The 19500-nt window shown below is 60.2% G+C and carries 19 protein-coding genes; 7 read left to right on the plus strand and 12 right to left on the minus strand.

Annotation, left to right across the window (positions count from 1 at the left end; translation table 11 throughout):
• Positions 1-11: 11 nt before the first annotated feature.
• The gene (locus tag EGY12_RS02955) at positions 12-659 is read left to right on the plus strand and encodes a DsbA family protein (RefSeq protein WP_123892516.1); all 648 of its coding nucleotides are present in this window, start codon (positions 12-14) and stop codon (positions 657-659) included.
• A 32-nt stretch (positions 660-691) separates the two neighbouring features.
• Here the strand turns inward: EGY12_RS02955 and EGY12_RS02960 are convergent, their stop codons facing one another.
• Positions 692-1399: a tetratricopeptide repeat protein gene (locus EGY12_RS02960; RefSeq protein ID WP_123892517.1), complete on the minus strand. Its 708-nt coding sequence runs from the start codon at positions 1397-1399 to the stop codon at positions 692-694.
• Between the two features lie 205 nt (positions 1400-1604).
• Here EGY12_RS02960 and EGY12_RS02965 point away from each other — a divergent pair, with 205 nt between their 5' ends.
• Positions 1605-3332, plus strand: a complete 1728-nt coding sequence (locus EGY12_RS02965) for an ABC transporter ATP-binding protein/permease (RefSeq protein WP_123892518.1) — start codon at positions 1605-1607, stop codon at positions 3330-3332.
• Positions 3333-3368: 36 nt separating this feature from the next.
• Here the strand turns inward: EGY12_RS02965 and agaF are convergent, their stop codons facing one another.
• The 6 genes from agaF to agaR are packed head-to-tail and all read right to left on the minus strand — an operon-like array spanning position 3369 to position 8049.
• Positions 3369-3803, minus strand: coding sequence for a PTS galactosamine/N-acetylgalactosamine transporter subunit IIA (gene agaF, locus EGY12_RS02970; protein ID WP_123892519.1), 435 nt, complete (start codon positions 3801-3803; stop codon positions 3369-3371).
• Positions 3804-3813: 10 nt separating this feature from the next.
• On the minus strand, positions 3814-4707 hold the full coding sequence (locus EGY12_RS02975) for a PTS system mannose/fructose/sorbose family transporter subunit IID (protein WP_049202166.1): 894 nt from the start codon (positions 4705-4707) through the stop codon (positions 3814-3816).
• Positions 4697-5476 (minus strand): PTS N-acetylgalactosamine transporter subunit IIC, encoded by a 780-nt coding sequence (gene agaW, locus EGY12_RS02980; protein WP_049202167.1) that lies wholly within the window; start codon positions 5474-5476, stop codon positions 4697-4699. Before agaW ends, EGY12_RS02975 begins: the two co-directional genes overlap by 11 nt.
• Positions 5477-5490: 14 nt before the next feature.
• Positions 5491-5967 (minus strand): PTS N-acetylgalactosamine transporter subunit IIB, encoded by a 477-nt coding sequence (agaV, locus tag EGY12_RS02985; RefSeq protein WP_019455696.1) that lies wholly within the window; start codon positions 5965-5967, stop codon positions 5491-5493.
• 1 nt (position 5968) lies between these two features.
• On the minus strand, positions 5969-7252 hold the full coding sequence (locus EGY12_RS02990) for a D-tagatose-bisphosphate aldolase, class II, non-catalytic subunit (RefSeq protein WP_123892520.1): 1284 nt from the start codon (positions 7250-7252) through the stop codon (positions 5969-5971).
• Between the two features lie 23 nt (positions 7253-7275).
• Complete coding sequence (gene agaR, locus EGY12_RS02995) at positions 7276-8049, minus strand: transcriptional repressor AgaR (RefSeq protein ID WP_049193857.1); 774 nt, start codon at positions 8047-8049, stop codon at positions 7276-7278.
• 503 nt (positions 8050-8552) lie between these two features.
• Here agaR and EGY12_RS03000 point away from each other — a divergent pair.
• Positions 8553-9773 carry an MFS transporter gene (locus tag EGY12_RS03000; protein WP_123892521.1) on the plus strand — a complete coding sequence of 407 codons (1221 nt, stop codon included), beginning with the start codon at positions 8553-8555 and terminating at the stop codon, positions 9771-9773.
• Here EGY12_RS03000 and EGY12_RS23335 read toward each other — a convergent pair.
• The 3 genes from EGY12_RS23335 to EGY12_RS03010 form a co-directional block, all read right to left on the minus strand.
• Positions 9770-9931, minus strand: coding sequence for a hypothetical protein (locus EGY12_RS23335; RefSeq protein ID WP_162838242.1), 162 nt, complete (start codon positions 9929-9931; stop codon positions 9770-9772). The genes EGY12_RS03000 and EGY12_RS23335 overlap by 4 nt on opposite strands.
• Positions 9932-9955: 24 nt before the next feature.
• A complete protein-coding gene (locus EGY12_RS03005; protein ID WP_049288145.1) occupies positions 9956-10069 on the minus strand; it encodes a YmiA family putative membrane protein in 114 nt (37 codons plus the stop codon).
• Between the two features lie 388 nt (positions 10070-10457).
• On the minus strand, positions 10458-12110 hold the full coding sequence (locus EGY12_RS03010; protein ID WP_123892522.1) for a multidrug ABC transporter permease/ATP-binding protein: 1653 nt from the start codon (positions 12108-12110) through the stop codon (positions 10458-10460).
• Positions 12111-12288: 178 nt separating this feature from the next.
• Between EGY12_RS03010 and EGY12_RS03015 the strand changes: the two genes are divergently transcribed.
• The 3 genes from EGY12_RS03015 (at position 12289) to lldD (ending at position 16298) form a co-directional block, all read left to right on the plus strand.
• Entirely contained in the window at positions 12289-13209 is a 921-nt protein-coding gene (locus tag EGY12_RS03015; protein WP_123892523.1) for a LysR family transcriptional regulator, read from the plus strand.
• 323 nt (positions 13210-13532) lie between these two features.
• Positions 13533-15116 (plus strand): L-lactate permease, encoded by a 1584-nt coding sequence (locus EGY12_RS03020; RefSeq protein ID WP_123892524.1) that lies wholly within the window; start codon positions 13533-13535, stop codon positions 15114-15116.
• A gap of 42 nt (positions 15117-15158) precedes the next feature.
• Positions 15159-16298, plus strand: coding sequence for an FMN-dependent L-lactate dehydrogenase LldD (gene lldD / locus EGY12_RS03025; RefSeq protein WP_123892525.1), 1140 nt, complete (start codon positions 15159-15161; stop codon positions 16296-16298).
• 1 nt (position 16299) lies between these two features.
• On the opposite strand, the gene EGY12_RS03030 is transcribed toward lldD, so the two are convergent.
• Together EGY12_RS03030 and EGY12_RS03035 are read right to left on the minus strand one after the other, a co-directional pair.
• A complete protein-coding gene (locus EGY12_RS03030) occupies positions 16300-17109 on the minus strand; it encodes a MoaF C-terminal domain-containing protein (protein ID WP_123892526.1) in 810 nt (269 codons plus the stop codon).
• Between the two features lie 36 nt (positions 17110-17145).
• Positions 17146-18411: an MFS transporter gene (locus EGY12_RS03035; RefSeq protein ID WP_253722918.1), complete on the minus strand. Its 1266-nt coding sequence runs from the start codon at positions 18409-18411 to the stop codon at positions 17146-17148.
• Between the two features lie 654 nt (positions 18412-19065).
• On the opposite strand from EGY12_RS03035, the gene EGY12_RS03040 reads away from it, so the two are divergent.
• On the plus strand, positions 19066-19497 hold the full coding sequence (locus EGY12_RS03040; protein WP_123892527.1) for a VOC family protein: 432 nt from the start codon (positions 19066-19068) through the stop codon (positions 19495-19497).
• Positions 19498-19500: the final 3 nt, after the last annotated feature.

Genomic DNA, 19500 nt, shown 5'->3' on the forward strand with positions numbered 1-19500 from the left:
GAGGAGTAAAGATGACTGAAACCACTCTGCATTACATTTTCGATCCGCTGTGCGGCTGGTGCTACGGCGCCGCGCCGCTGGTGAAAGCGGCTCAGAGCCTCCCCGGGCTGAAGATCGTGCCGCACGCCGGCGGTATGATGACCGGCAACAATCGCCGCCAAATCACCGACGAATGGCGCAACTACGTCATTCCGCACGACAAACGCATCGCCGAGATGACGGGCCAGCCTTTTGGCGAAGCCTATTTCAACGGCCTGCTGCGCGATACCACGGCAGTGATGGATTCCGAGCCGCCGATCACCGCTATCCTGGCGGCGGAAAAGCTGGCGGGGCGCGGGCTGGACATGCTGCACCGCATTCAGCAGGCGCACTATCAGGAAGGCCGGCGCATCGCCGACACGCCGGTGCTGGAAGCGTTGGCGAAAGAGCTGGGGTTGCCTTCGGCGGCGTTTATCGCCGAAATGCGTTTCAACAGCGGCGCGCCGACCGCGCAACACATCGCGGAAAGCCGGGCGCTGCTGGCCAAAGTGCAAGGCCAGGGCTTCCCGACCTTTGCGCTGCAGGACAGCGAAGGCCGCCTGCATCTGCTGCCGGCCGGCAACTATCTGGGTAAGGTGGAAGCCTGGAAAAACCTGCTGGGCGCCGCCGCGCTGGCGTAACCAACCTCTCTCGCCCCGACTGCCGGGGCGGGTCATTCGACCCGCACAAACCGCCCTTCTGCTCGCACGTTGTGACCGAACCCGCAATCTCCGCGCGTGTGCATCTCCAGCGCTTGCTCACCAAACTCCAGCGTGACGTCGCAGACCTGCGCGCTTTCCGAGTCATGCTGATGATAAACAGCTTTGCCATGCTCGATCGGCAGCTCAGCGGTGAAGTCGCCCATGTTCGGGCCGTAATACAACCCCATCTGCGGCATGGCGTAGCCGGAGAAATCGATCAGCCAGCGCTCGCCCTGCGGCTTCACTACCACTTCGCTCCACACGCCGCGCCCGGCGTATTGCCAATACACGCCGGCCGGCCCCTGCGGCTGCGGCCGCTGCGCCAGCCGTTGGCGCAACAGGCTCATGTTGTGCTGCGATTTGTCGTCGTGCGGCGCCAGCGCCAGATAGGCCTGCGCCTTGAGCAATTCGCCGGCGTGCATCAGCGACAGCGCCACGTTGTTGTAGGCCGTGGCGACGGCCTGCTCGCTCAGGCCGCAAAACTCGCTCCAGGCCGCCTGATCGCGAAAAATGTCGGCAGCTTTGGCGTAATCCTGCCGTTGATAGGCCTTTTTTCCCAGTTCGGCGTAGCTCGCCACCTTTTGGCAATCGGCGGCGATGTCCGGCTCGTCAATGTGCGCCCAGGCTCGGGCGCTGGCGAAGACGCCGCAAGTCAGCAACAGGGGAAACCAAGCCTTCATCGTTTATCCTTTCTGCAAAAATTCGGCGCCAGTATAACCGCCCGGCGCCGGAGTGTATGCCGTAATTGCGCCCACCTGCGCACCGCTGACGATTCAACCGCCTTATTTCAAACGGTTAGCGAGATCAAAACTGCTTACAGTCGCGGTTTGTTTGTTACCGGCCCGCGGCCCATGCTGAACAAAATGCCGCAATCATCGAGTCGCTATGAACGCAACCCCCTTGCAGAAACACGCCGTTTGGCAGCTGATCAAACCCTTTTGGGTGTCGGAGGAGCGATGGCGCGCCTGGACGATGCTGATCGCCATCGTCGTCCTGTCGCTTGGCCTGGTCTATATCAGCGTGCAGATCAACCAGTGGAACCAAGTGTTCTACGATGCGCTGCAGAACAAGAATTATCCTGTCTTCAAGGCGCAGCTGTGGCGCTTTACCTATCTGGCGCTGATCTTCATCGTGCTGGCGGTCTACAAGATCTACCTCACCCAGGGGCTGCAGATGCGCTGGCGGCGCTGGATGACGGAAAAGTTCATGGGGAAATGGCTGGCGCACCAGGCGTATTACCACACCGAGCAACAGCAGATCGTCGATAACCCCGATCAGCGTATCGCCGAAGATCTCAACGTATTGACCCAATACACCCTGTCGCTGTCGCTCGGGCTGCTCTCCAGCCTGGTGACGCTGTTTTCCTTTATCGATATCTTATGGCACGTCAGCGGGCCGATGACCTTCGCGCTCGGTCAGCACGCCATTACGCTGCCCGGTTATATGGTGTGGTTCGCGCTGCTGTATGCGGTGCTGGGATCGCTGCTGATCTGGTGGGTTGGCAAACCGCTGGTCATGCTGGGCTTCAATCAGGAAAGGTACGAGGCGAACTTCCGTTTCGGCCTGATCCGCATCCGCGAAAATAACGATGCCATCGCGCTGTATCACGGCGAACCGCGCGAGGCGCAGCAGCTGGGCGATCGTTTCGACACCATTCGCAGCAACTGGTGGGCAATTATGCGCATCACTCGGCGGCTGAATATCGCCACCAACTTCTACGGCCAGTTCGCCATCGTGTTTCCCCTGCTGGTGGCGGCGCCGCGCTACTTCTCCGGCGCCATTCAGATGGGCGGCCTGATGCAGATCGCCTCGGCCTTCGGTCAGGTACAGGGTGCGCTGTCGTGGTTTATCGACGCGTTTAACGATTTGGCGACCTGGAAAGCCTGCGTCAACCGTCTGGCCGGCTTCAACGCTGCCGTCGATCAGGTGCATCATCAGCCGCGCGGCATTCAGCTACGGCAAGAGACCGCCCATCCGTTAACGCTGAACAACCTCAGCCTGAACTTGCCCGACGGCCAGCCGCTGCTGGTCGGCGCCGAGATGACGCTGCAACGCGGCGATCGCCTGTTGATCGTCGGCCCTTCCGGCTGCGGCAAGTCGACGCTGCTGCGGGCCATCGCCGGTATCTGGCCTTATGGCGCGGGCGCTATCGGGGTAGCGGCCAACGCCAACACGCTATTCCTGCCACAGCGCAGCTACATTCCGATCGGCACGCTGCGCGAAGCATTGAGCTACCCGAGCCTGGCGTCGGAATACAGCGATCCGCAGCTGATGCGGGTGCTGGAAAACTGCCGCCTGAAGCACCTGCAGCGTTGGCTGGACACCTCCGCCAACTGGAGCCATCGCCTGTCGCCGGGCGAGCAACAGCGGCTGGCGTTCGCCCGCGCCCTGTTGATTCGCCCGAGCATCCTGTTCCTCGACGAAGCCACCAGCGCACTGGACGACGAAACCGAGCAGTTGATGTACTGCCTGCTGGTGGATGAACTGCCGGACGTGACGCTGATCAGCGTAGCGCACCGCAACAGCGTGGCGAAGTACCACCAAACCTGCTGGCGCTTCAGCCGCGGCGAAGACCAACCGGCGCGCCTGGCGCTGAGCCCGTTGCCGGCATAACTCACGAAGCCGGGCGCGTCCGCGCCCGGTTTTCGTTCAAATGCCATCGGCCTGCGCGTCTTCGCACTTCACCCGGCGGCGTTCATGCCACAGGCTTGTCAGGCCGCGTTTGCCGCACGCCAAAGCCATCTCGCGAAATTCCTCCAGATTCAGCCCATCGCGCTCCAGCATCATTTCCGCCGCCAACTGCATATTGACGCCGGTGAGCACTTCGCAATCGCCATGCGCATCCGCCAGTTCGCAGGCGCTGCGAAACGGCGAGCCGCCGAGCATGTCGGTGAGAAATACCACGCCGTCCGGCTGCGCCACCGCCGCCAACGCCGAGCGCAAGGCGTCGTTGAGCTGCACGGTGCTCATCTGTTCGGGGAAATCGACCGCCACGCAGTGCGGCTGCGGCCCCACCACCTGTTCCACCGCCTGCAACAGCCCGGTGGCGAAGCCGCCGTGGCCGGTAATCACAATGCCTGGCATAGCCCACTCCTCACAAAATGCCGATAAATTTGCCCACCACACCGATCACAACGGTGACGCCAATCAGTTTCACCGGCGAGAAACCGCGCTTCATCAGGAAGAAAATGAGCAGCGTGAAGCACAGCGGCAACAAGTTGGGCATCAACTTGTCCAGCACGTCGGTCTGCAGCGCCACGCTGGCCTTGCCGGCATGCATCACCAGCGGGGTGGACAGGTGCACATACGAGGCCACCAGCGCGCCGATCACCGTCATGCCGACGATCGACGCGGCGTGAGAAATGCGCCGGGTGTGGGTCTTCAACAACGCCAGCGCGCTGGTGCCGGCCTGATAGCCGTAGTGCGCCAGCCCGAAGCGCAGGCCGAAGTGGAACAGGTTGAACAGCAGCAGGAAAACGATCGGCCCGAACAGGCTGCCCTCCAGCGCCAGCGAAGCGCCTATCCCGGCGCAAATCGGCAACAGCGTCAGCCAAAACAGCGCATCACCGATGCCGCCGAGCGGCCCCATCAGCGCCACTTTCACCGCGCGAATGGTGGAGATCTTCTCCTTGTTCTGCTCCATCGCCAGCACCAGGCCGGACAGGAAGGTGACGTCGAACGGATGCACGTTGATAAATTCCATGTGCATCTTCATCGAGTTGGCCAGATCCTGCGGGTTGCGGTGGATCTTGCGCAGCCCGGGGATCAGCTGATACAACCAGCCGCCGGCCTGCATGCGTTCATAGTTGAACGACGCCTGCAACAGCAGCGAACGCCAGGCCATGCGGTTGATGTCGCCGCGCGTCAGCGCTTCGGCGGGCTGGCTGTCCAGATAGTCGTCCTGCTCCACCTGGCTGGTGGCCAGCGCCTGCGCCATGCGTTGATCGGCCTTTTGCGCCAGCAGATCGTCGGAATCGTTAAATGCCATCTTCGGCGTCCTCCTGCGGAGCGGGCCGAGCCGTCGTCTCTGCCGCGCCGCGTTGCGTGTTGAAAAAGTCGATCAGGGCGATCGCCAGGGCGCCCAGCGCCACCGCCAGGATCGGCAGCTTGAGGAACGTGACCGAGATGAAGCCGAGGATAAAATAGGCCACGTAGGTTTTTTTCATCATCACCTTCATCAGCAGCGAGAAGCCGATCGCCGGCATCATGCCGCCCGCCACCGCCAGCCCGTCCAGCAGCCAGCCCGGCGCCTTTTGCACCATGGCGCTGGCCGCATCGGCGCCAAAGTAAATCGGCAGGAACGCCACCACGAAATAGAAGATGAACAGGATGCTGATGCCGAGGTAATTCACCCGTTCGATGCCGCGCCAGTTCAGCTCTTTCACCATGCGATCGCAGCGGTGCATCATCGGTGAGAACAGCGTAAACAGCAGCGTGATGCAGCCTTGCACCGCAATCGAGAAGGGTACCGCCACGCCGATCGCCACTTTAGGATCGGCCTTGGTCAGAATGGCGAACGCGGTGCCGATCACCCCGCCGATCACCACGTTAGGCGGTTGGGCGCCCGCCAGCGGCACCATCCCCATCCACACCAGCTCCAGCGTGCCGCCCACCAGCAAGCCGGTGTAGACATCGCCCAAAATCAGCCCCACCAGCGGCCCCATCACCACCGGCCGGTGGAAGTGGGTCAGGCCGTCGAACAGGTCAACCCCCGCCAGCCCAGCCAACAGCGCAATCAATAACGCATCCGTCAACATGCTTTCCCCCTGGCTCAAAAGAGCAGTTTGCCGATCGCCTCGCCCGCCTCATCCGGCACCCGGCGCACTTCGCACTCCACGCCCAGCGCCGCCAGCGCGCGGAAAGCGGCCACATCGCCGTCGTCCAGCGACACCGTTTTGTGCACCTGCCGCTTCCCCTCGGCGAAATGCATGTTGCCGACGTTGACGAAACGGATCGGCACCCCGCCGCGTACCAGCGTCAACACGTCCTGCGGCGTTTTGCACACCAGAAAAATCTTCTGCCGATCCGCCGCCTTGTGGATCACGTCGATGGTTTTCTGCAGCGTGAAGTAGCGGGTCTGCACCCCTTCCGCCACCACCATATCCATCAGGTTCTGCTGCACCGGATCGGCGGCGGCCTCGTCGTTGGCCACCACCACCAGGTTGGCGCCGAGGGTGTTGGTCCAGGTCACGCCCACCTGGCCGTGCACCAGGCGGTTGTCGATGCGGGTCATTAAAATGTTCGGCATATCAGCGGCCCTCCGGGTAGCAGGCGGCATGGTAATCGTCGAGCACCTGCGTCACTTTATGCAGCACCCACTCCTGCGGATCGGCACTCAATTCGCCGGCGTTCAGCGCCCGCGCCTGATCCGGCAGGTACTGGCTGAGCAGCGCCAGCGGCGCCGGGCTGCGGCGCAGGTTGTCCAGCAAACCGTCGACCGCCTGCTGCACCTGCGGCTGCGGCCAGTAGTAACGCACCCGATCGCTCAGGCTGTAGTGGCGATCGAGATACTGCTGGTGCGGCGTGCCGTGGTAATAGCGGCTCCACTGCTGCGGCTGCTCGCGCATCACCTGCTCCAGCGTGGCGCACAGCTGCGCCGACTGGCGTTCTCCCAACCATTCGCGTTCTATGCGATCGAGGGCGAACAACGCTTCGCGCAGCGCGAAGGTCAGCGCCGGCCCTACTTTCAGGATGGCGAAGTGATCGCGCACCAGCTGGCGGTAGGCCTGCGGCGGTTGGTAATCCGTAGAGTGCGCTTCGTAGATCATGCCCGGCTGCCGTTCGATGAAGTGGCTCAATGCGTCGGCGCGCTGCGGTTGGTAATGTTCAACGCTGTGGTGATCGAACTCGACGCCCGGCTGTACCACCAGCGCGATGGTTCGCTGCCAGGCATCGTTCAGCTCGGCCTTTTGCCAGGCGATGCGGTGTGTTTCCAGCGTTTGCGCTACCGCCTGTGGCGTAGTGACCTGCAGCCCCGCCAGCGCCTCCTGTGCGCCGCCCGGCACCGGCACTTCAGTGCCGATCACATAGACCGGCGCTTCGCCACCGCTCTGCGCCCAGGCGCGCTCCGCCACCTCGCACAAGCGCGCCGCGCGTTCGGCGACCGTGGCATCCCCCAGAGGCGTAGGATCGCCGGCGCACGACATGGAACAATCGAGATGAATCTTGCGAAATCCGGCGCGAACGTAATCGTCGATCAAGGTTTCCGCCAGCGCCATCGCCTCCTGAGCCGGGCGGTCTTGCCAGGCGTTGGGCCCCAAATGATCGCCGCCCAGCCACACGTGCTCGCGCGCCAGGCCAACCTCATCTGCCAGGCGCCATAGCGCATCGCGGAACTGAGCCGCCGTTTGGCCGGTATAGCCGCCGAACTGATTGACCTGGTTCGACGTCGCCTCCACCAACACCGGCGTGCCGCGCGCTTTGGCCTGCCGCAGCGCGGCCTTCAGAACCCAGGGATGGGCGGAACAGACGGAAAAGATCCCGACCGGCATACCGGCCTTGTGCTGCTCGACAAGCTGTAACAACTGCTGCATGAAGCCCCCATGCAGGCGCCCTGCTACCGATCGGCGATGATGACCTCCACGCCCAGCTCGGTTAACGCCCGCTCGTATTCGTCCGGAAGACGGCTGTCGGTGATCAGCCGATGGATTTGTCCGGCTTCGCGAATCATGCAAAAGCTCTTGCGACCGAATTTGCTGGCATCCGCCACCGCGATAATCTCGCGCGCCACCTCGCACATCACGCGATTGAGGTGCGCCTCACCGGGGTGAGGCGTGGTGATGCCGGCGCTCAGGTCGAACCCGTCGACGCCCAAAAACAGTTTGTCGAAGCGGTACTGACGCAATTGCTGCTCGGCAGCCGGACCGTAGAGCGAGTAAGAGTTGCGGCGCACGCTGCCCCCCAGCACCATGACCTCCACCCCGTCGTTTCCCGAAAGCTCGTAGGCAATGTTCAGCGCATTGGTCATCACCACCAGATCACGCCGCCCCTTCAGGAACGGCACGATCTGCGCGGTGGTGGAACCAGAATCGAGGATCAACGCATCGCCGTCGCGCACATAGCCGGCCGCCGCGTTGGCGATCAGCGTTTTAACGTCGCGATTCAACCGCCCTTTGTCCCGCAGCGGCCGATCGAAAGCGAATTGCTGATTGAGCATCGCGCCACCGTAAGCGCGCAGCGCACACCCTTTTCGTTCCAGAAAGCGCAGATCGTTGCGGATCGTCACCGTGGATACCGCAAACTGTTTGCTGAGCTGCTCCACGCGCACGCTGCCGTGCTCGCATAACAGATCGATGATGTGTTCACGTCGCTTTGCGGTATTCACTGGCATGAGCTGCGGTCCTCAGGTTTCCGGCATCGCCGGGGAGAAGATGGCTTTCGCTCTACTGCGCTGGCATTACAGCAAAGCGAAAGCAATGAAATTGTGATCGGGCTTACAGCCCCGTTTTAGCAAAAAAATCGCCAAAAAACCTTTCGAATCGAAACGAATCGAAAAGACAAAAAGCAGGTGGGAGGGAAAGTGAAATGCCATGACGGGCGCAAGCGCCGGAGGGCCACGGCGCCGACGGCGAGGAAAGCGAAAGCGGCACATAGCGCGCCCCGCGCCATGACTTTTAGTTCGCTCAGTGACCAGGATCACATAATGGCAATTATCCTGCGGCCATCAGGGGTTAACCACCATCATCCCACCGGCCCGTCCCCTTGTCAGCGTGAGCCATCTTCCCTACACTTGCGATCGAATACCGCCAATTTGTCGGTACGTAAGCGTTAACGTCAATCAACGCATCACGCCATGCAGCACTGATTGACTGCATGCCCTGGTGCGAGGAACTCATGCCGCAACCCGCTTCATCCCCAGCGTCCACCGCGACCCCGCGTCGCCGTTTACACCGTCCTGTCCTGCTGATCGTCGGCATTATGCTGATCGCGGCCAACTTGCGCGCCGCCCTGACCAGCGTCGGTCCGCTGTTGGAACAAATCCAGCAACAGCTGGCGCTGTCCGCCACCGCCGCCGGCCTGATCAACTCGCTGCCGCTGATCCTGTTCGCCGTTCTCTCACCGCTGACGCCAACGCTGGCGAAACGCATCGGCATCGAGCGCACCCTGGGCCTCGCCCTCGCGCTGCTGGTCTGCGGCATCGCGCTACGTTCCCTGCCGCAAGACGCCATGCTCTGGCTGGGCAGCATCCTGATCGGCGCCGCCATTGCCTTTGCCAACGTGGTGCTGCCGACGCTGGTGAAAAGAGATTTCCCGCATCGCGCCGCCGCGATGATCGCCGCCTATGCGGCGGTGATGTCACTGGTTGCCGCCATCGCCTCCGGTCTGGCGGTGCCGCTGGCTACCCTGGCCGACCTCGGCTGGCGGTTCTCCTTGCTGTGCTGGGCTTTGCCCGCGTTGCTGGCGCTGCTGGTGTGGTTGCCGCAGCTGCGGCGCTCAGCCACCCCCGCCGCCAAAGAACCGCAACCGACGGAGCCACAGCGCTATCGTTCTCCCTGGGGCAGCGCGCTGGGTTGGCAAGTGGCGATGTTCATGGGGCTGCAATCGATCGCTTTCTACACCATCATCGGCTGGTTCAGCGCCTTTGCCGCCAGCCACGGCACTTCCGCCCAACAGGCCGGATTCGAGCTGTTCGTTTACCAGGTGGTGGCGATCGTCGCCAACTTTGTCATGGTGGTGATTTTGCCGCGGGCGCGCGACCAGCGGGCAATAGCGCTGGGCAGTTCCCTGCTGATATTCATCGGCGTCGGAGGATTATTGGTGCAACCTGCCAGTTCACTGGTGTGGCTGACGTTTGCCGGGTTGGGGGCAGGGAGTTCGCTGGTGCTGGCGCTGTCGTTCTTTGGGTTACGCAGCCAGCATCATCATCAGGCCACGCTGCTGTCGGGTATGGCGCAATCGGTCGGCTATTTGTTGGCGGCGCTGGGGCCCACGTTGTTCGGCCTGCTACACGATCTGACGGAAGGCTGGCGTTTGCCGCTGATCGCCCTGCTGTGCCTGACCGTTTTGCAAATGCTGTTCGGCGCATTGGCCGGCCGCAGCCGCGTGATCAGCTAGCGCCGTTGGGCGATGGGACGCACTGGCTCAGGCGCGTTATCCAGCCACAAGTCTTCAATAAAGGCGCGTTGCTCATCGCTCAACACCCACGAAGGCGGAATTTTGGACTGCGCACGACGCTGAGCGCCCTCACGGTTTTTAGCCTGCTTTTTGTTCACAAATCGCCTTCCTGCTTAACCTGCTTAATTCAGTAACCAATAAATCACGGCGGCGATGAGTAGCCAGAACAGCCCACTACCGATAAATACGCACAGCCATGCTTTACGTTTGATATTTGATCCATCCTTGCTCACCACAGCGCCCTCAACCAATAGATTAAACCATTTAAATTTAGATTATCGATCTATTTTAACGATCGATAAAGTCGTTTTTTCCTATGGCATTTTAAAAAACTGCTGCTATGCATAGACCTGTACTGCGGCCTCAGTAAGAACGGCACCGTGGATACCACTGTTATCGGCAGCCGATAACTTGTATTGATAGGCGAACGAATGCGCAGTGTGCCACACCTTGAAAGGTCAAAATTAAACCACTGGTAAATAATTTAACCATCAATCATTTGACTGGTCATAAGCCAAATCGGCAACAGACCGAACTGAAGGGGGAAGAGAAAATGAAGCGACGTACTGAAATTCTGCGGGGAGAAGCGCCGGCCCGTTTTGCTCTCGCCCGGGCCGGCGTGAGTTAGCCGATTCTGCTGACGGAATCCCGGCTGGCGTGTTCACGCTCGATGCCGGTCAGCTCGCGCAAATGGCCGGAGCGCATTTCCAGCAGCCGATCGGCATGTTCGAAATAATGATCGTCATGGCTGATGGCAAACACCGTTTTGCCCAGCGCGCGCAATTCCGGCAACAGCTCGCGGTAGAAAATGCGCCGGAACTGCGGATCCTGATCCGCGGCCCATTCATCCAACAGCAAGATATCGCGCTGTTCCGCCACCGCCAGCAACAGGGCCAGACGTTTGCGCTGCCCCTGCGACAGCTGCGGGTTGGTCACCCTGGTGCCGTCGAACTGCAATTTGCTTTTCATATTCAACCGCTCGAGCCAACCGGCGACCAGTTCCTCATCGGGTTTACCGCCTTCCGGCCCTTGCAAACGGTCGAACTGGTGAAAATCGGTGAAAATCGCCGAAAACAACCGACGGTAGTCCGGCATGTCCGCCGCAGTCTGTACGACGCCATCCAGAACAATGTGCCCGCTCACCGGCGGGTACAACCCGGTCAGCAGCATCGCCAGCGTTGACTTGCCACTGCCGTTGCCGCCGATCAGAAAGACCAGCTCACCCCGCCGCAACGTCAGATTGAGCGGCCCGACGGCAAACCCGGGCTGCTGTTCCGTACCCGCATAGTGAAAAACCACGTCGCGCAGCTCCAGCGTCTGCCAGGAACGGCCAACGGCGTCAGGAAACGCCGCTTGATACTCAGCCAGACGCAGCGTCTTGAGCTTGTTAAAGGCCACTTCGGCACTGACCAGCGTCGGAAACGCCCCGACCGCCTGCAGTAATGGCGTTCGCAAGAACAACAGCGTCAGTGAATAGGTGGCGGCCACCGTCGAGTCCGCCCATCCCAGACTGTTGGCCATAAAGAACACCAGCCCGATCGCCCCCAACATCATGATGTTTGACCAGTTGAGCGCACTCAAATGGAAGGTATCGGCGCGAATGATATGGTAGCGATAGGCTTGCGCATCGGGTTGATAGGCCTGTTCGTACAGCGCCTGCGCACGCTTGCGGTTCAACGTCAGTTCCTTGCGACCGTCAATCACCGACTCATAATGATGATAGAGACGCTCCTCTGACTCGCGCAAACTGGCCATATGGCGATAGACCCGCGACACCAGGCAACCGCTGCCCACGACGGTCACCGCCACCCAGACTGCCGTGATCGCCAGCATTTTCGGCGATAGCCACCCCAGATAGGCCGCCGCCCCCAAGGTTAAAATCACCCCCTGCACCAGTTCAGGCAAGCGTACGAAGGCAACGGTGATATTGCGAATATCGCTCGACAGGCTGGCCAGCAACGAGGCACTGCCCAACTGTTCGAGGCGTTCAATATCGGTATCCAAAATGCGCTTCACCAGTTGCCCGCGCAGGCGATAGACGAAGTAATGGCCCAATGTCGTCAGCGCCAATTGCGAGCCCAGCGTGACCGCTATCAACAATGCCAGCAGGGCGAGAAACATCGGCAGCACGGCCAATGCATCGCCGCCGGCGTCCATCAGGTATTGATTGATAAAAGCAATGATACCGATGCCTAAGCCGGCGCTGGCCATGGTCAGCGCCATAACCGCCAGAAATGGCCAACGATACTGGTGATAAACCACCCGTAGCAGTTCCATGAAAAAACCTCTGAAATCGCGATCTGGCAGGCATTGTAAGCGGCACGAGAATGAGATCAAGACGAATTCTCATTGTTCACGCGGCCTCCGATTGCGGCGCCAATGGCACTTTGATGATTGCTTATTGAAACGAGAGACTTACACTGACGCCTCTTTCTGCTGAAGGGAACAGCCGATTATGCTCGCCACTCACGAATACGCCAATGACCTGATTCTGTTCGCCCTGATTGTCGACTGCGGCTCGTTCAGCAAAGCCGCGGAGAGCGCCGGCATCACCAGCTCGGTGGTCAGTAAACGCATCGGGCGGCTGGAAAAATCGCTGGGCGCCCGGCTGCTGTACCGCACCACCCGCAGCCTGACGCTGACCGAGAGCGGCCAGGCGCTCTACCAGCAGGCCAAAGAGATCGGCGCAAAAGTACAGGAGGCGCTGTACGCCGTCAGCGAAAAGAGCGAAGAGTTGACCGGCACCATTCGCATGTCGGTACCAACCATTTCGGGCGAATTGCTGCTGAGCGAAAGCGTGGCGGAATTTTGCGCCCTGCATCCCAGCCTGAAGGTCGAGATGCGACTGGAAAACCGCTTTGTCGATCTGGTGGAAGAAGGTATCGATCTGGCGATCCGTACCGGCACCATGCCGGATTCGAGCCTGATAGCCCGGCCGATCTTCGATTCCCGCTGGGTGATCGTCTGCTCGCCGGGTTACCTGGAAAGCCACCCGGAACCACGCAGCGCCGAAGACCTGCTCGACCACAACTGCCTGACCTACACCTATCAGGAGAGCGGCACCGCCAATTGGCTGATGAAACGGCCGGGGCGCAACGAAATCTATGAGCTGCAGGTTAACGGCAACCTGTCGGCCAACAACGCGCGGGCGATCCGCAAAGCGGTGATCGGCGGCCACGGCATCGCCATGGTGCCGCGCTGCATGGTGTATGAAGATTTGCAGGACGGCAAACTGACGGAGATCCTGGCCGGCCACTGCGGCAAAGTATTGGGCATTTACGCCGTTTATCCTTACACCCGCAATCTGCCGTTAAAAACCCGTCTGCTGATCGAACATATCATCGGTTCCTACCAAAATATCAGCCATTATTTTTGAGTTCCCTGCTCTGATTATTTCCCTGCGGCCGCAAAAAGCCGCGGGGATTACCGCATTTTTGGACATAATCTATTGAACATTACCGCCTAATTAATGTGAACTCGCGCATTCATCACACAATAAACGCTTCTATCAAACTGATTTTAAAGCATTAAATTCAGCCCCTCCTGTCGGCTATTTTCCCGCCGCCGGCGCCGTTCGCCGATGTTAAAAAATTACCGCATAGCATCGTCGTCAACGTTGTGATTAGAATGAAAATGTTGCGGTAATTAACCTTTCAGCTACATATCTCTGCCCATAAAAATAATAACCCTGAGGATCTTATGCCCCTGCTTTTCAGTATTGCGCCCATCGTCCTGCTGATTTGGATGATGACCAAAAGGAATGGCGTGCCCTCTTACCTCGCCCTGCCGCTGACGGCCGCCGTGGTCTATGCCGTACAGCTCTTATGGTTCGATGCCTCGCTGCGGCTGCTGCATGCCAATATCATCACCGCGCTGGTGTCGACGCTGACGCCGATCACCATCATCGCCGGCGCCATCCTGCTCAACAAACTGATGCAGGTAAGCGGCGCGGAAAATGTGGTGCGCCGCTGGCTGGAAACCGTCAGCCCCAATCCCGTGGCCCAGCTGATGATTATCGGCTGGGCGTTCGCCTTTATGATTGAGGGCGCCAGCGGCTTCGGCACACCGGCCGCCATCGCCGCGCCGATTCTGGTCGGGCTGGGCTTCAACCCGCTGCGCGTCGCCCTGCTGACGCTGGTGATGAACTCGGTACCGGTCTCCTTCGGCGCCGTGGGCACCCCCACCTGGTTCGGCTTCGCCAATCTCGGCCTGTCGGACGCCAGCCTGCTGGAGATCGGCCGGCAAACCGCGCTGATTCACTTTGTCGCCGGCTTCGTCATTCCTCTGCTGGCGCTGCGCTTTATCGTTTCCTGGCAGGATATCCGCCGCAACCTGCCGTTTATCCTGCTCAGCGTGCTGAGCTGCACCGTGCCCTATCTGCTGCTGGCTCAGGTGAACTATGAGTTCCCGGCGCTGGTTGGCGGCGCGATCGGCCTGGCGCTGTCGGTGCTGCTGGCGCGCGGCGGCATCGGCCTCGTCCGCAGCGACAAGCCGCAGAGCGCCGGGCAAGCGGTGCCGTTCTTGCAGGTGGTCAAGGCCATGACCCCGACCCTGCTGCTGATTGCTATTCTGATAGTGACGCGCGTCCACCAGCTGGGCCTTAAGGCGCTGCTCAACAACACCGCGCTGCTGTGGCAAGAAAAGCTCGGCTGGCTCGGGGAGCTGCGCATCAGCCAGGCGCTGATCGTCGAACTGCAGCAGGTGCTGGGCACCTCCGCCGGCGCCGGTTACAAAACGCTGTATGTACCGGCGCTGATCCCGTTCCTGCTGGTGGTGCTGCTGTGTATTCCGCTGTTCCGTCTGAATGGTGGCCAGGTGCGGCAAATGTTCAGCGAAACCGGCGGACGCATCGCGCGCCCCTTTATCGCCCTGTTCGGCGCGCTGGTGATGGTCAACCTGATGATGCAGGGTGGCGACAACGCACCGGTGATCCTGATCGGTAAAGCGCTGGCGGCGCTGACCGGCGAGAGCTGGCTGCTGTTCTCTTCATTCCTCGGCGCGCTGGGCTCGTTCTTCTCCGGTTCCAATACCGTTTCGAACCTGACGTTCGGCGGCATTCAGCAGTCGATCGCCCAGAGCGGTGGCCTTGACGTTAACCTGACGCTGGCCTTGCAGTCCGTCGGCGGCGCCATGGGCAACATGGTGTGCCTGAACAACATTATCGCGGTCTGTTCGATCCTCGGGATCGGCAACGCCGAAGGCAAAATCATCAGAAAGACCGTACTGCCGATGCTGGCGTACGGCGGGATCGCGGCCGGCATGGCGGCGCTCCTCACGCTCTGACTGAACACTCGTTATCGCAAGCAAGACAAGAAGGTAAACACTATGATCATCTCCGCGTCAACCGACTACCGGGCCGCCGCCCAGGCCAAACTGCCGCCGTTTCTGTTTCACTATATCGATGGCGGGGCCTACGCGGAGCATACGCTGAAGCGCAATACCGACGATCTGGCCGATATTGCCTTGCGCCAGCGCGTGCTGCGCAACATGTCCGAACTCAGCCTGCAGACTACGCTGTTCGGCGAGCAGCTGGCGATGCCAGTCGCGCTGGGGCCGGTGGGGTTGACCGGCATGTACGCCCGCCGCGGCGAAGTGCAGGCTGCGCGCGCCGCGGCCAAAAAAGGCATTCCGTTCACGCTGTCCACCGTGTCGGTCTGCCCGATCGAAGAGGTGGCGCCGGCGATCGATCGGCCAATGTGGTTCCAGCTCTACGTGCTGAAAGATCGCGGCTTTATGCGCAATGCGCTGGAGCGCGCCAAGGCCGCCGGCGTGAAAACGCTGGTGTTTACCGTCGACATGCCGGTGCCGGGCGCCCGTTACCGCGACGCCCACTCAGGGATGAGCGGCCCTAACGCCGCGCTGCGCCGCGTGCTGCAGGCGTTTACCCATCCGCAGTGGGCCTGGGATGTCGGCCTGCTCGGCAAGCCGCACGATCTGGGCAACGTCTCGGCCTACCGCGGCAAACCCACCAGCCTGGAAGACTACATCGGCTGGCTGGGCGCCAACTTCGATCCGTCGATTTCCTGGAAAGATCTGGAGTGGATCCGCGAATTCTGGGACGGCCCGATGATCATCAAAGGCATTCTGGATCCGGAGGACGCCAAAGACGCGGTGCGCTTCGGCGCCGACGGCATCATCGTCTCCAACCACGGCGGCCGCCAGTTGGACGGCGTGCTGTCGACCGCGCGCGCCATGCCGGCGATCGCCGACGCAGTGAAAGGCGACATCACTCTGCTGGCCGACTCCGGCATCCGCAGCGGCCTGGACGTAGTGCGCATGATCGCCCTGGGGGCCGACAGCGTGCTGCTGGGGCGCGCCTTCGTCTATGCGCTGGCGGCAGCCGGCGAAGCCGGGGTGGCTAATTTATTGGATCTGATCGACAAGGAAATGCGCGTCGCCATGACGCTCACCGGCGCGAAAACCATTGCGGAGATCAACGCCGGATCGCTGGTCAGAAACGCCTGAATCAAAGCGGTTGTACCCCTTCCGGGTAGGCGTTATAGCTCATCTTGCTGATGAACGCCCCGGCCGGTGACACCAACACCCGGCCGGCAGCGTCCAGTCCGAGGAAGGTGCCGGTGCAGCGACCGGAAATAAAGTCGAAGAAGAACACCGAGCACACCGGGATAATCTTTTCCCGGAAGGTGAACAGGAACATCTCGTCCTCAAACTTGTAGTAGGTGGCGTAGTCCATATCGCCGTGGCCGAATTGCTCGCCGCGCAGGTTTTGCCAGGCATAGCGCTCGGTGTTGACGTAGAAGTGTTCGTAATAGTGGTTGGGGCTGTAGACGTTCAGCGTACGATAGCCGATCAGCTCGCGGGTCAGATGCGGCGCGACGCCACCCGGCGTGACGCCGACAATCCGGCCGACGTGGAAGCTTTGCTTAAGGCGCGAGCCCTTTTCCACGGTCTGTTCCGGCAACAGCGTGCTGCGCACCAGCAGCGCCCGGCCGCTGTCACGATTGAGTACCAGCGTCAGGCACTCGTTGCCCGGCGACTGCAGCGGAATATTGAAGAAATAGCGCGCGGCGGAGGTTTGCACCTCTTCGTAAGCATCCTCGCCGCTCTCTCCGCCCCAAGCCCACAGCACCCGTTGCCGATCGGCACTGAAGCGCAGCGTGATTTCCCCGTCTTTTTCAAAGGCGATCTGCAGCGTTTTCCCACGCCACTCCTGAGTGCCCGGCAGCCGGTTAGTGTCGATACCGCGCGCGAAATCGTCGTAATTCTTCCAGTCCGGTTCGGCATTTTGATTCAGTACGGATTGTTCTGCTGACATCTTCGCTCTCCTTGATTGAATAGGATGAAAACCGCCTCAAACGTCGGCGACGCCCGCCGGTTTCACCGCTCTGCGATTCACCACCGCAGGTGCAGTTTCATCGAGAAAACAACTCAGTACGCCGGCGCACACCGCGCCGGCGGCCGCCAGCCACATCACGCTGACCAGCCCGTAGCGATCGGCGATCAGCCCGGCGATAAACGGCGCCAGACAGCCGCCAATCACCTCGCCAATCCCCATCACCAGCCCCAACGCGGTCGCGATGCGGGCCGGCGACACCGTTTCCGACGGAATGGTGGCCATAAACAGCGTGAAGCAGCCAAGGCCGGTATAAGACAGAAACACCAGCACGCCCAGCAGCCACGGATTATCGACGTAGCTCAGGAACAGCGGGCAACACACCGCCAACAGCGAAAAGAAGATCAGCGTCGGCTTGCGGCCGAGGCGATCGGAGATAGCCGGTACCGCCACGCCCCAAAAAACCCAGGCGGCGCCGATGGCGCTCATGATGCCGCCCATCGTGCCTTCGCCGAAGCCGCGGTCGGTCACCAAAAAGTTGGGGGTGAAAGTAATGATGATCATGAACCAGGTGACGAACACGCAGGAGATCAGAATGCACAGCGCCACATTCTTGATTTTAAACAGCTCGCCGTATGCAGCTTTGTTCATCGCCTTGTCGGTCGCCGGCGCGGCGCTGAAAGCGGGATCCTTCTTGCCGTTTACATAGCGATAGATCAGCCACGCCAGAATGATGCCCGGCACCGCCGTCAGATGAAACGCCATGCTCCAGCCCCATTTCTGTGCCAGATAGATGATCAGCGGTGGTGCGATAATACCGCCCAGCAGCCCCGGTGCCGCCCCCTGGATCAGCCCCATGTTGAAGCCACGGCGCTGCGGCTGCGATTTTTCCACCATCAGCGATTGCGCGATCGGCAGCACCGGCCCTTCGGCGATCCCCATCAGCGCGCGGAAGATCAATAGCATGGCAAAGCCGCTGACCAACCCCGACAACGCGGAGAACAACGAAAATACCAGGATCGACAGAATCAGCATCGGTTTGCGGATATTAAAGCGATCGGCAATCGCCCCCAACCCCGCGCCGGACAGTGCCCAGGTCAATGCCAGCACCGCCGACAGCGTGCCGAGATGCACGTTGCTCAGCTTCAAATCGGCGGCGATCATCGGAAACAAGAAAGAGATAGTCAGGCGATCGACGAACACGCAGCCGAAAACGAAAAATAAAATAATCAGCAATCGGTTCTCTTCGCTCAATCGCGAGCGCTGCCCTGGCGAGTTATTCATAGCGTCATTTGTCCATAAGTTAACTTATGAATGGCTATTCGCCATGGCATAAGTCGGTTAAGCGCTCGGCCAAGAGAAACATTGGCCATCGGTCACGGCAACAACTCATTAACATATTAACGATATAAACTTATCTCAAGCTGCAGGCATGTCAAACCGCCATTGAAAACGGCGACAAGGGGAAAGAATCAGGCATTTTTCATCGTGCACTAATGACATGAAAATAAATCAACTTTTTGTTTTTAATATTTAAAATAAATCTGTTTGGCACTTTTCCCTTTTATCGAAAAAGCCAAAACATCGTGACTGATAAACAGGTTAACAAATAAATCTTAACCATTACTTATAAATAGACGGCATTTACCCTTTCATCGGTCTCATTGCCTCACTCTCTTTATTATTTGAATCTGCTTAGCTTTATAGCGGCATGGCGCGAACGATTAACTCCATTGTGTTAATTAATAATCACGCCATGACATTATCAATGCTGAATAATAATAAAAGCCCAGGCCGTGACGGAAATCACAAACAGAACGCCCATTAGCGGCCCGTGAGCGGGTTATTACCGGCGCGGCTAGCTTATGCCAACTCGATCCAACCCCGGATGAAAAACAGCGGCATGATAAGCGGCAGGCAACAAGCAAGGAGATAAACATGACGGTAGCACTGACAAAAGCCGGTTTCTGGCGCAAAACCGCCGATTCCTCATCGCTGCGCGAGCCGCGCGTGTTGATTCGGGTCTACGTTGGTGAAGGGGAAATCGACCGCGCCATCGCGTTTTACGAGCAGCTGCACGGCGTAAAAGCGGATATGCGCTTCGATTTTCCCGAGCATCGGCTGGTATTGGCGGCGGTGGGACCGTTTCTGATCCTGGAAGGGGCGGAAGAGCAGCTGCGCCCCTTCCGCAGCACCGTCGGCACGCTGCTGGTCGATGATATTTATCCCTACCACCAGCGGCTGCTGGCCGCCGGGGCCGAGATTTTCTTCGGTCCGGTGGAGGTTCCCACCGGCGCCTGTTTCAATGCGCGCCTGCCGGACGGCACGACTGTCGAGTACGTGCACCACCGGCCGCGCGCAGGCGAATAAACC

This window comes from Serratia sp. FDAARGOS_506 (assembly GCF_003812745.1).
Taxonomy (GTDB): domain Bacteria; phylum Pseudomonadota; class Gammaproteobacteria; order Enterobacterales; family Enterobacteriaceae; genus Serratia.

Coding starts and splice junctions, on each gene's coding strand:
- EGY12_RS03040 (WP_123892527.1), top strand. CDS start 19,066: ATGACGGTAGCACTGACAAAAGCCGGTTTCTGGCGCAAAACCGCCGAT.
- EGY12_RS03000 (WP_123892521.1), top strand. CDS start 8,553: ATGCCGCAACCCGCTTCATCCCCAGCGTCCACCGCGACCCCGCGTCGC.
- EGY12_RS02960 (WP_123892517.1), bottom strand. CDS start 1,399: ATGAAGGCTTGGTTTCCCCTGTTGCTGACTTGCGGCGTCTTCGCCAGC.
- EGY12_RS02965 (WP_123892518.1), top strand. CDS start 1,605: ATGAACGCAACCCCCTTGCAGAAACACGCCGTTTGGCAGCTGATCAAA.
- EGY12_RS03010 (WP_123892522.1), bottom strand. CDS start 12,110: ATGGAACTGCTACGGGTGGTTTATCACCAGTATCGTTGGCCATTTCTG.
- agaW (WP_049202167.1), bottom strand. CDS start 5,476: ATGTTGACGGATGCGTTATTGATTGCGCTGTTGGCTGGGCTGGCGGGG.
- agaR (WP_049193857.1), bottom strand. CDS start 8,049: ATGCCAGTGAATACCGCAAAGCGACGTGAACACATCATCGATCTGTTA.
- EGY12_RS02990 (WP_123892520.1), bottom strand. CDS start 7,252: ATGCAGCAGTTGTTACAGCTTGTCGAGCAGCACAAGGCCGGTATGCCG.
- agaV (WP_019455696.1), bottom strand. CDS start 5,967: ATGCCGAACATTTTAATGACCCGCATCGACAACCGCCTGGTGCACGGC.
- EGY12_RS03030 (WP_123892526.1), bottom strand. CDS start 17,109: ATGTCAGCAGAACAATCCGTACTGAATCAAAATGCCGAACCGGACTGG.
- EGY12_RS03020 (WP_123892524.1), top strand. CDS start 13,533: ATGCCCCTGCTTTTCAGTATTGCGCCCATCGTCCTGCTGATTTGGATG.
- EGY12_RS02975 (WP_049202166.1), bottom strand. CDS start 4,707: ATGGCATTTAACGATTCCGACGATCTGCTGGCGCAAAAGGCCGATCAA.
- EGY12_RS03015 (WP_123892523.1), top strand. CDS start 12,289: ATGCTCGCCACTCACGAATACGCCAATGACCTGATTCTGTTCGCCCTG.
- EGY12_RS03035 (WP_253722918.1), bottom strand. CDS start 18,411: ATGAATAACTCGCCAGGGCAGCGCTCGCGATTGAGCGAAGAGAACCGA.
- EGY12_RS02955 (WP_123892516.1), top strand. CDS start 12: ATGACTGAAACCACTCTGCATTACATTTTCGATCCGCTGTGCGGCTGG.
- agaF (WP_123892519.1), bottom strand. CDS start 3,803: ATGCCAGGCATTGTGATTACCGGCCACGGCGGCTTCGCCACCGGGCTG.
- lldD (WP_123892525.1), top strand. CDS start 15,159: ATGATCATCTCCGCGTCAACCGACTACCGGGCCGCCGCCCAGGCCAAA.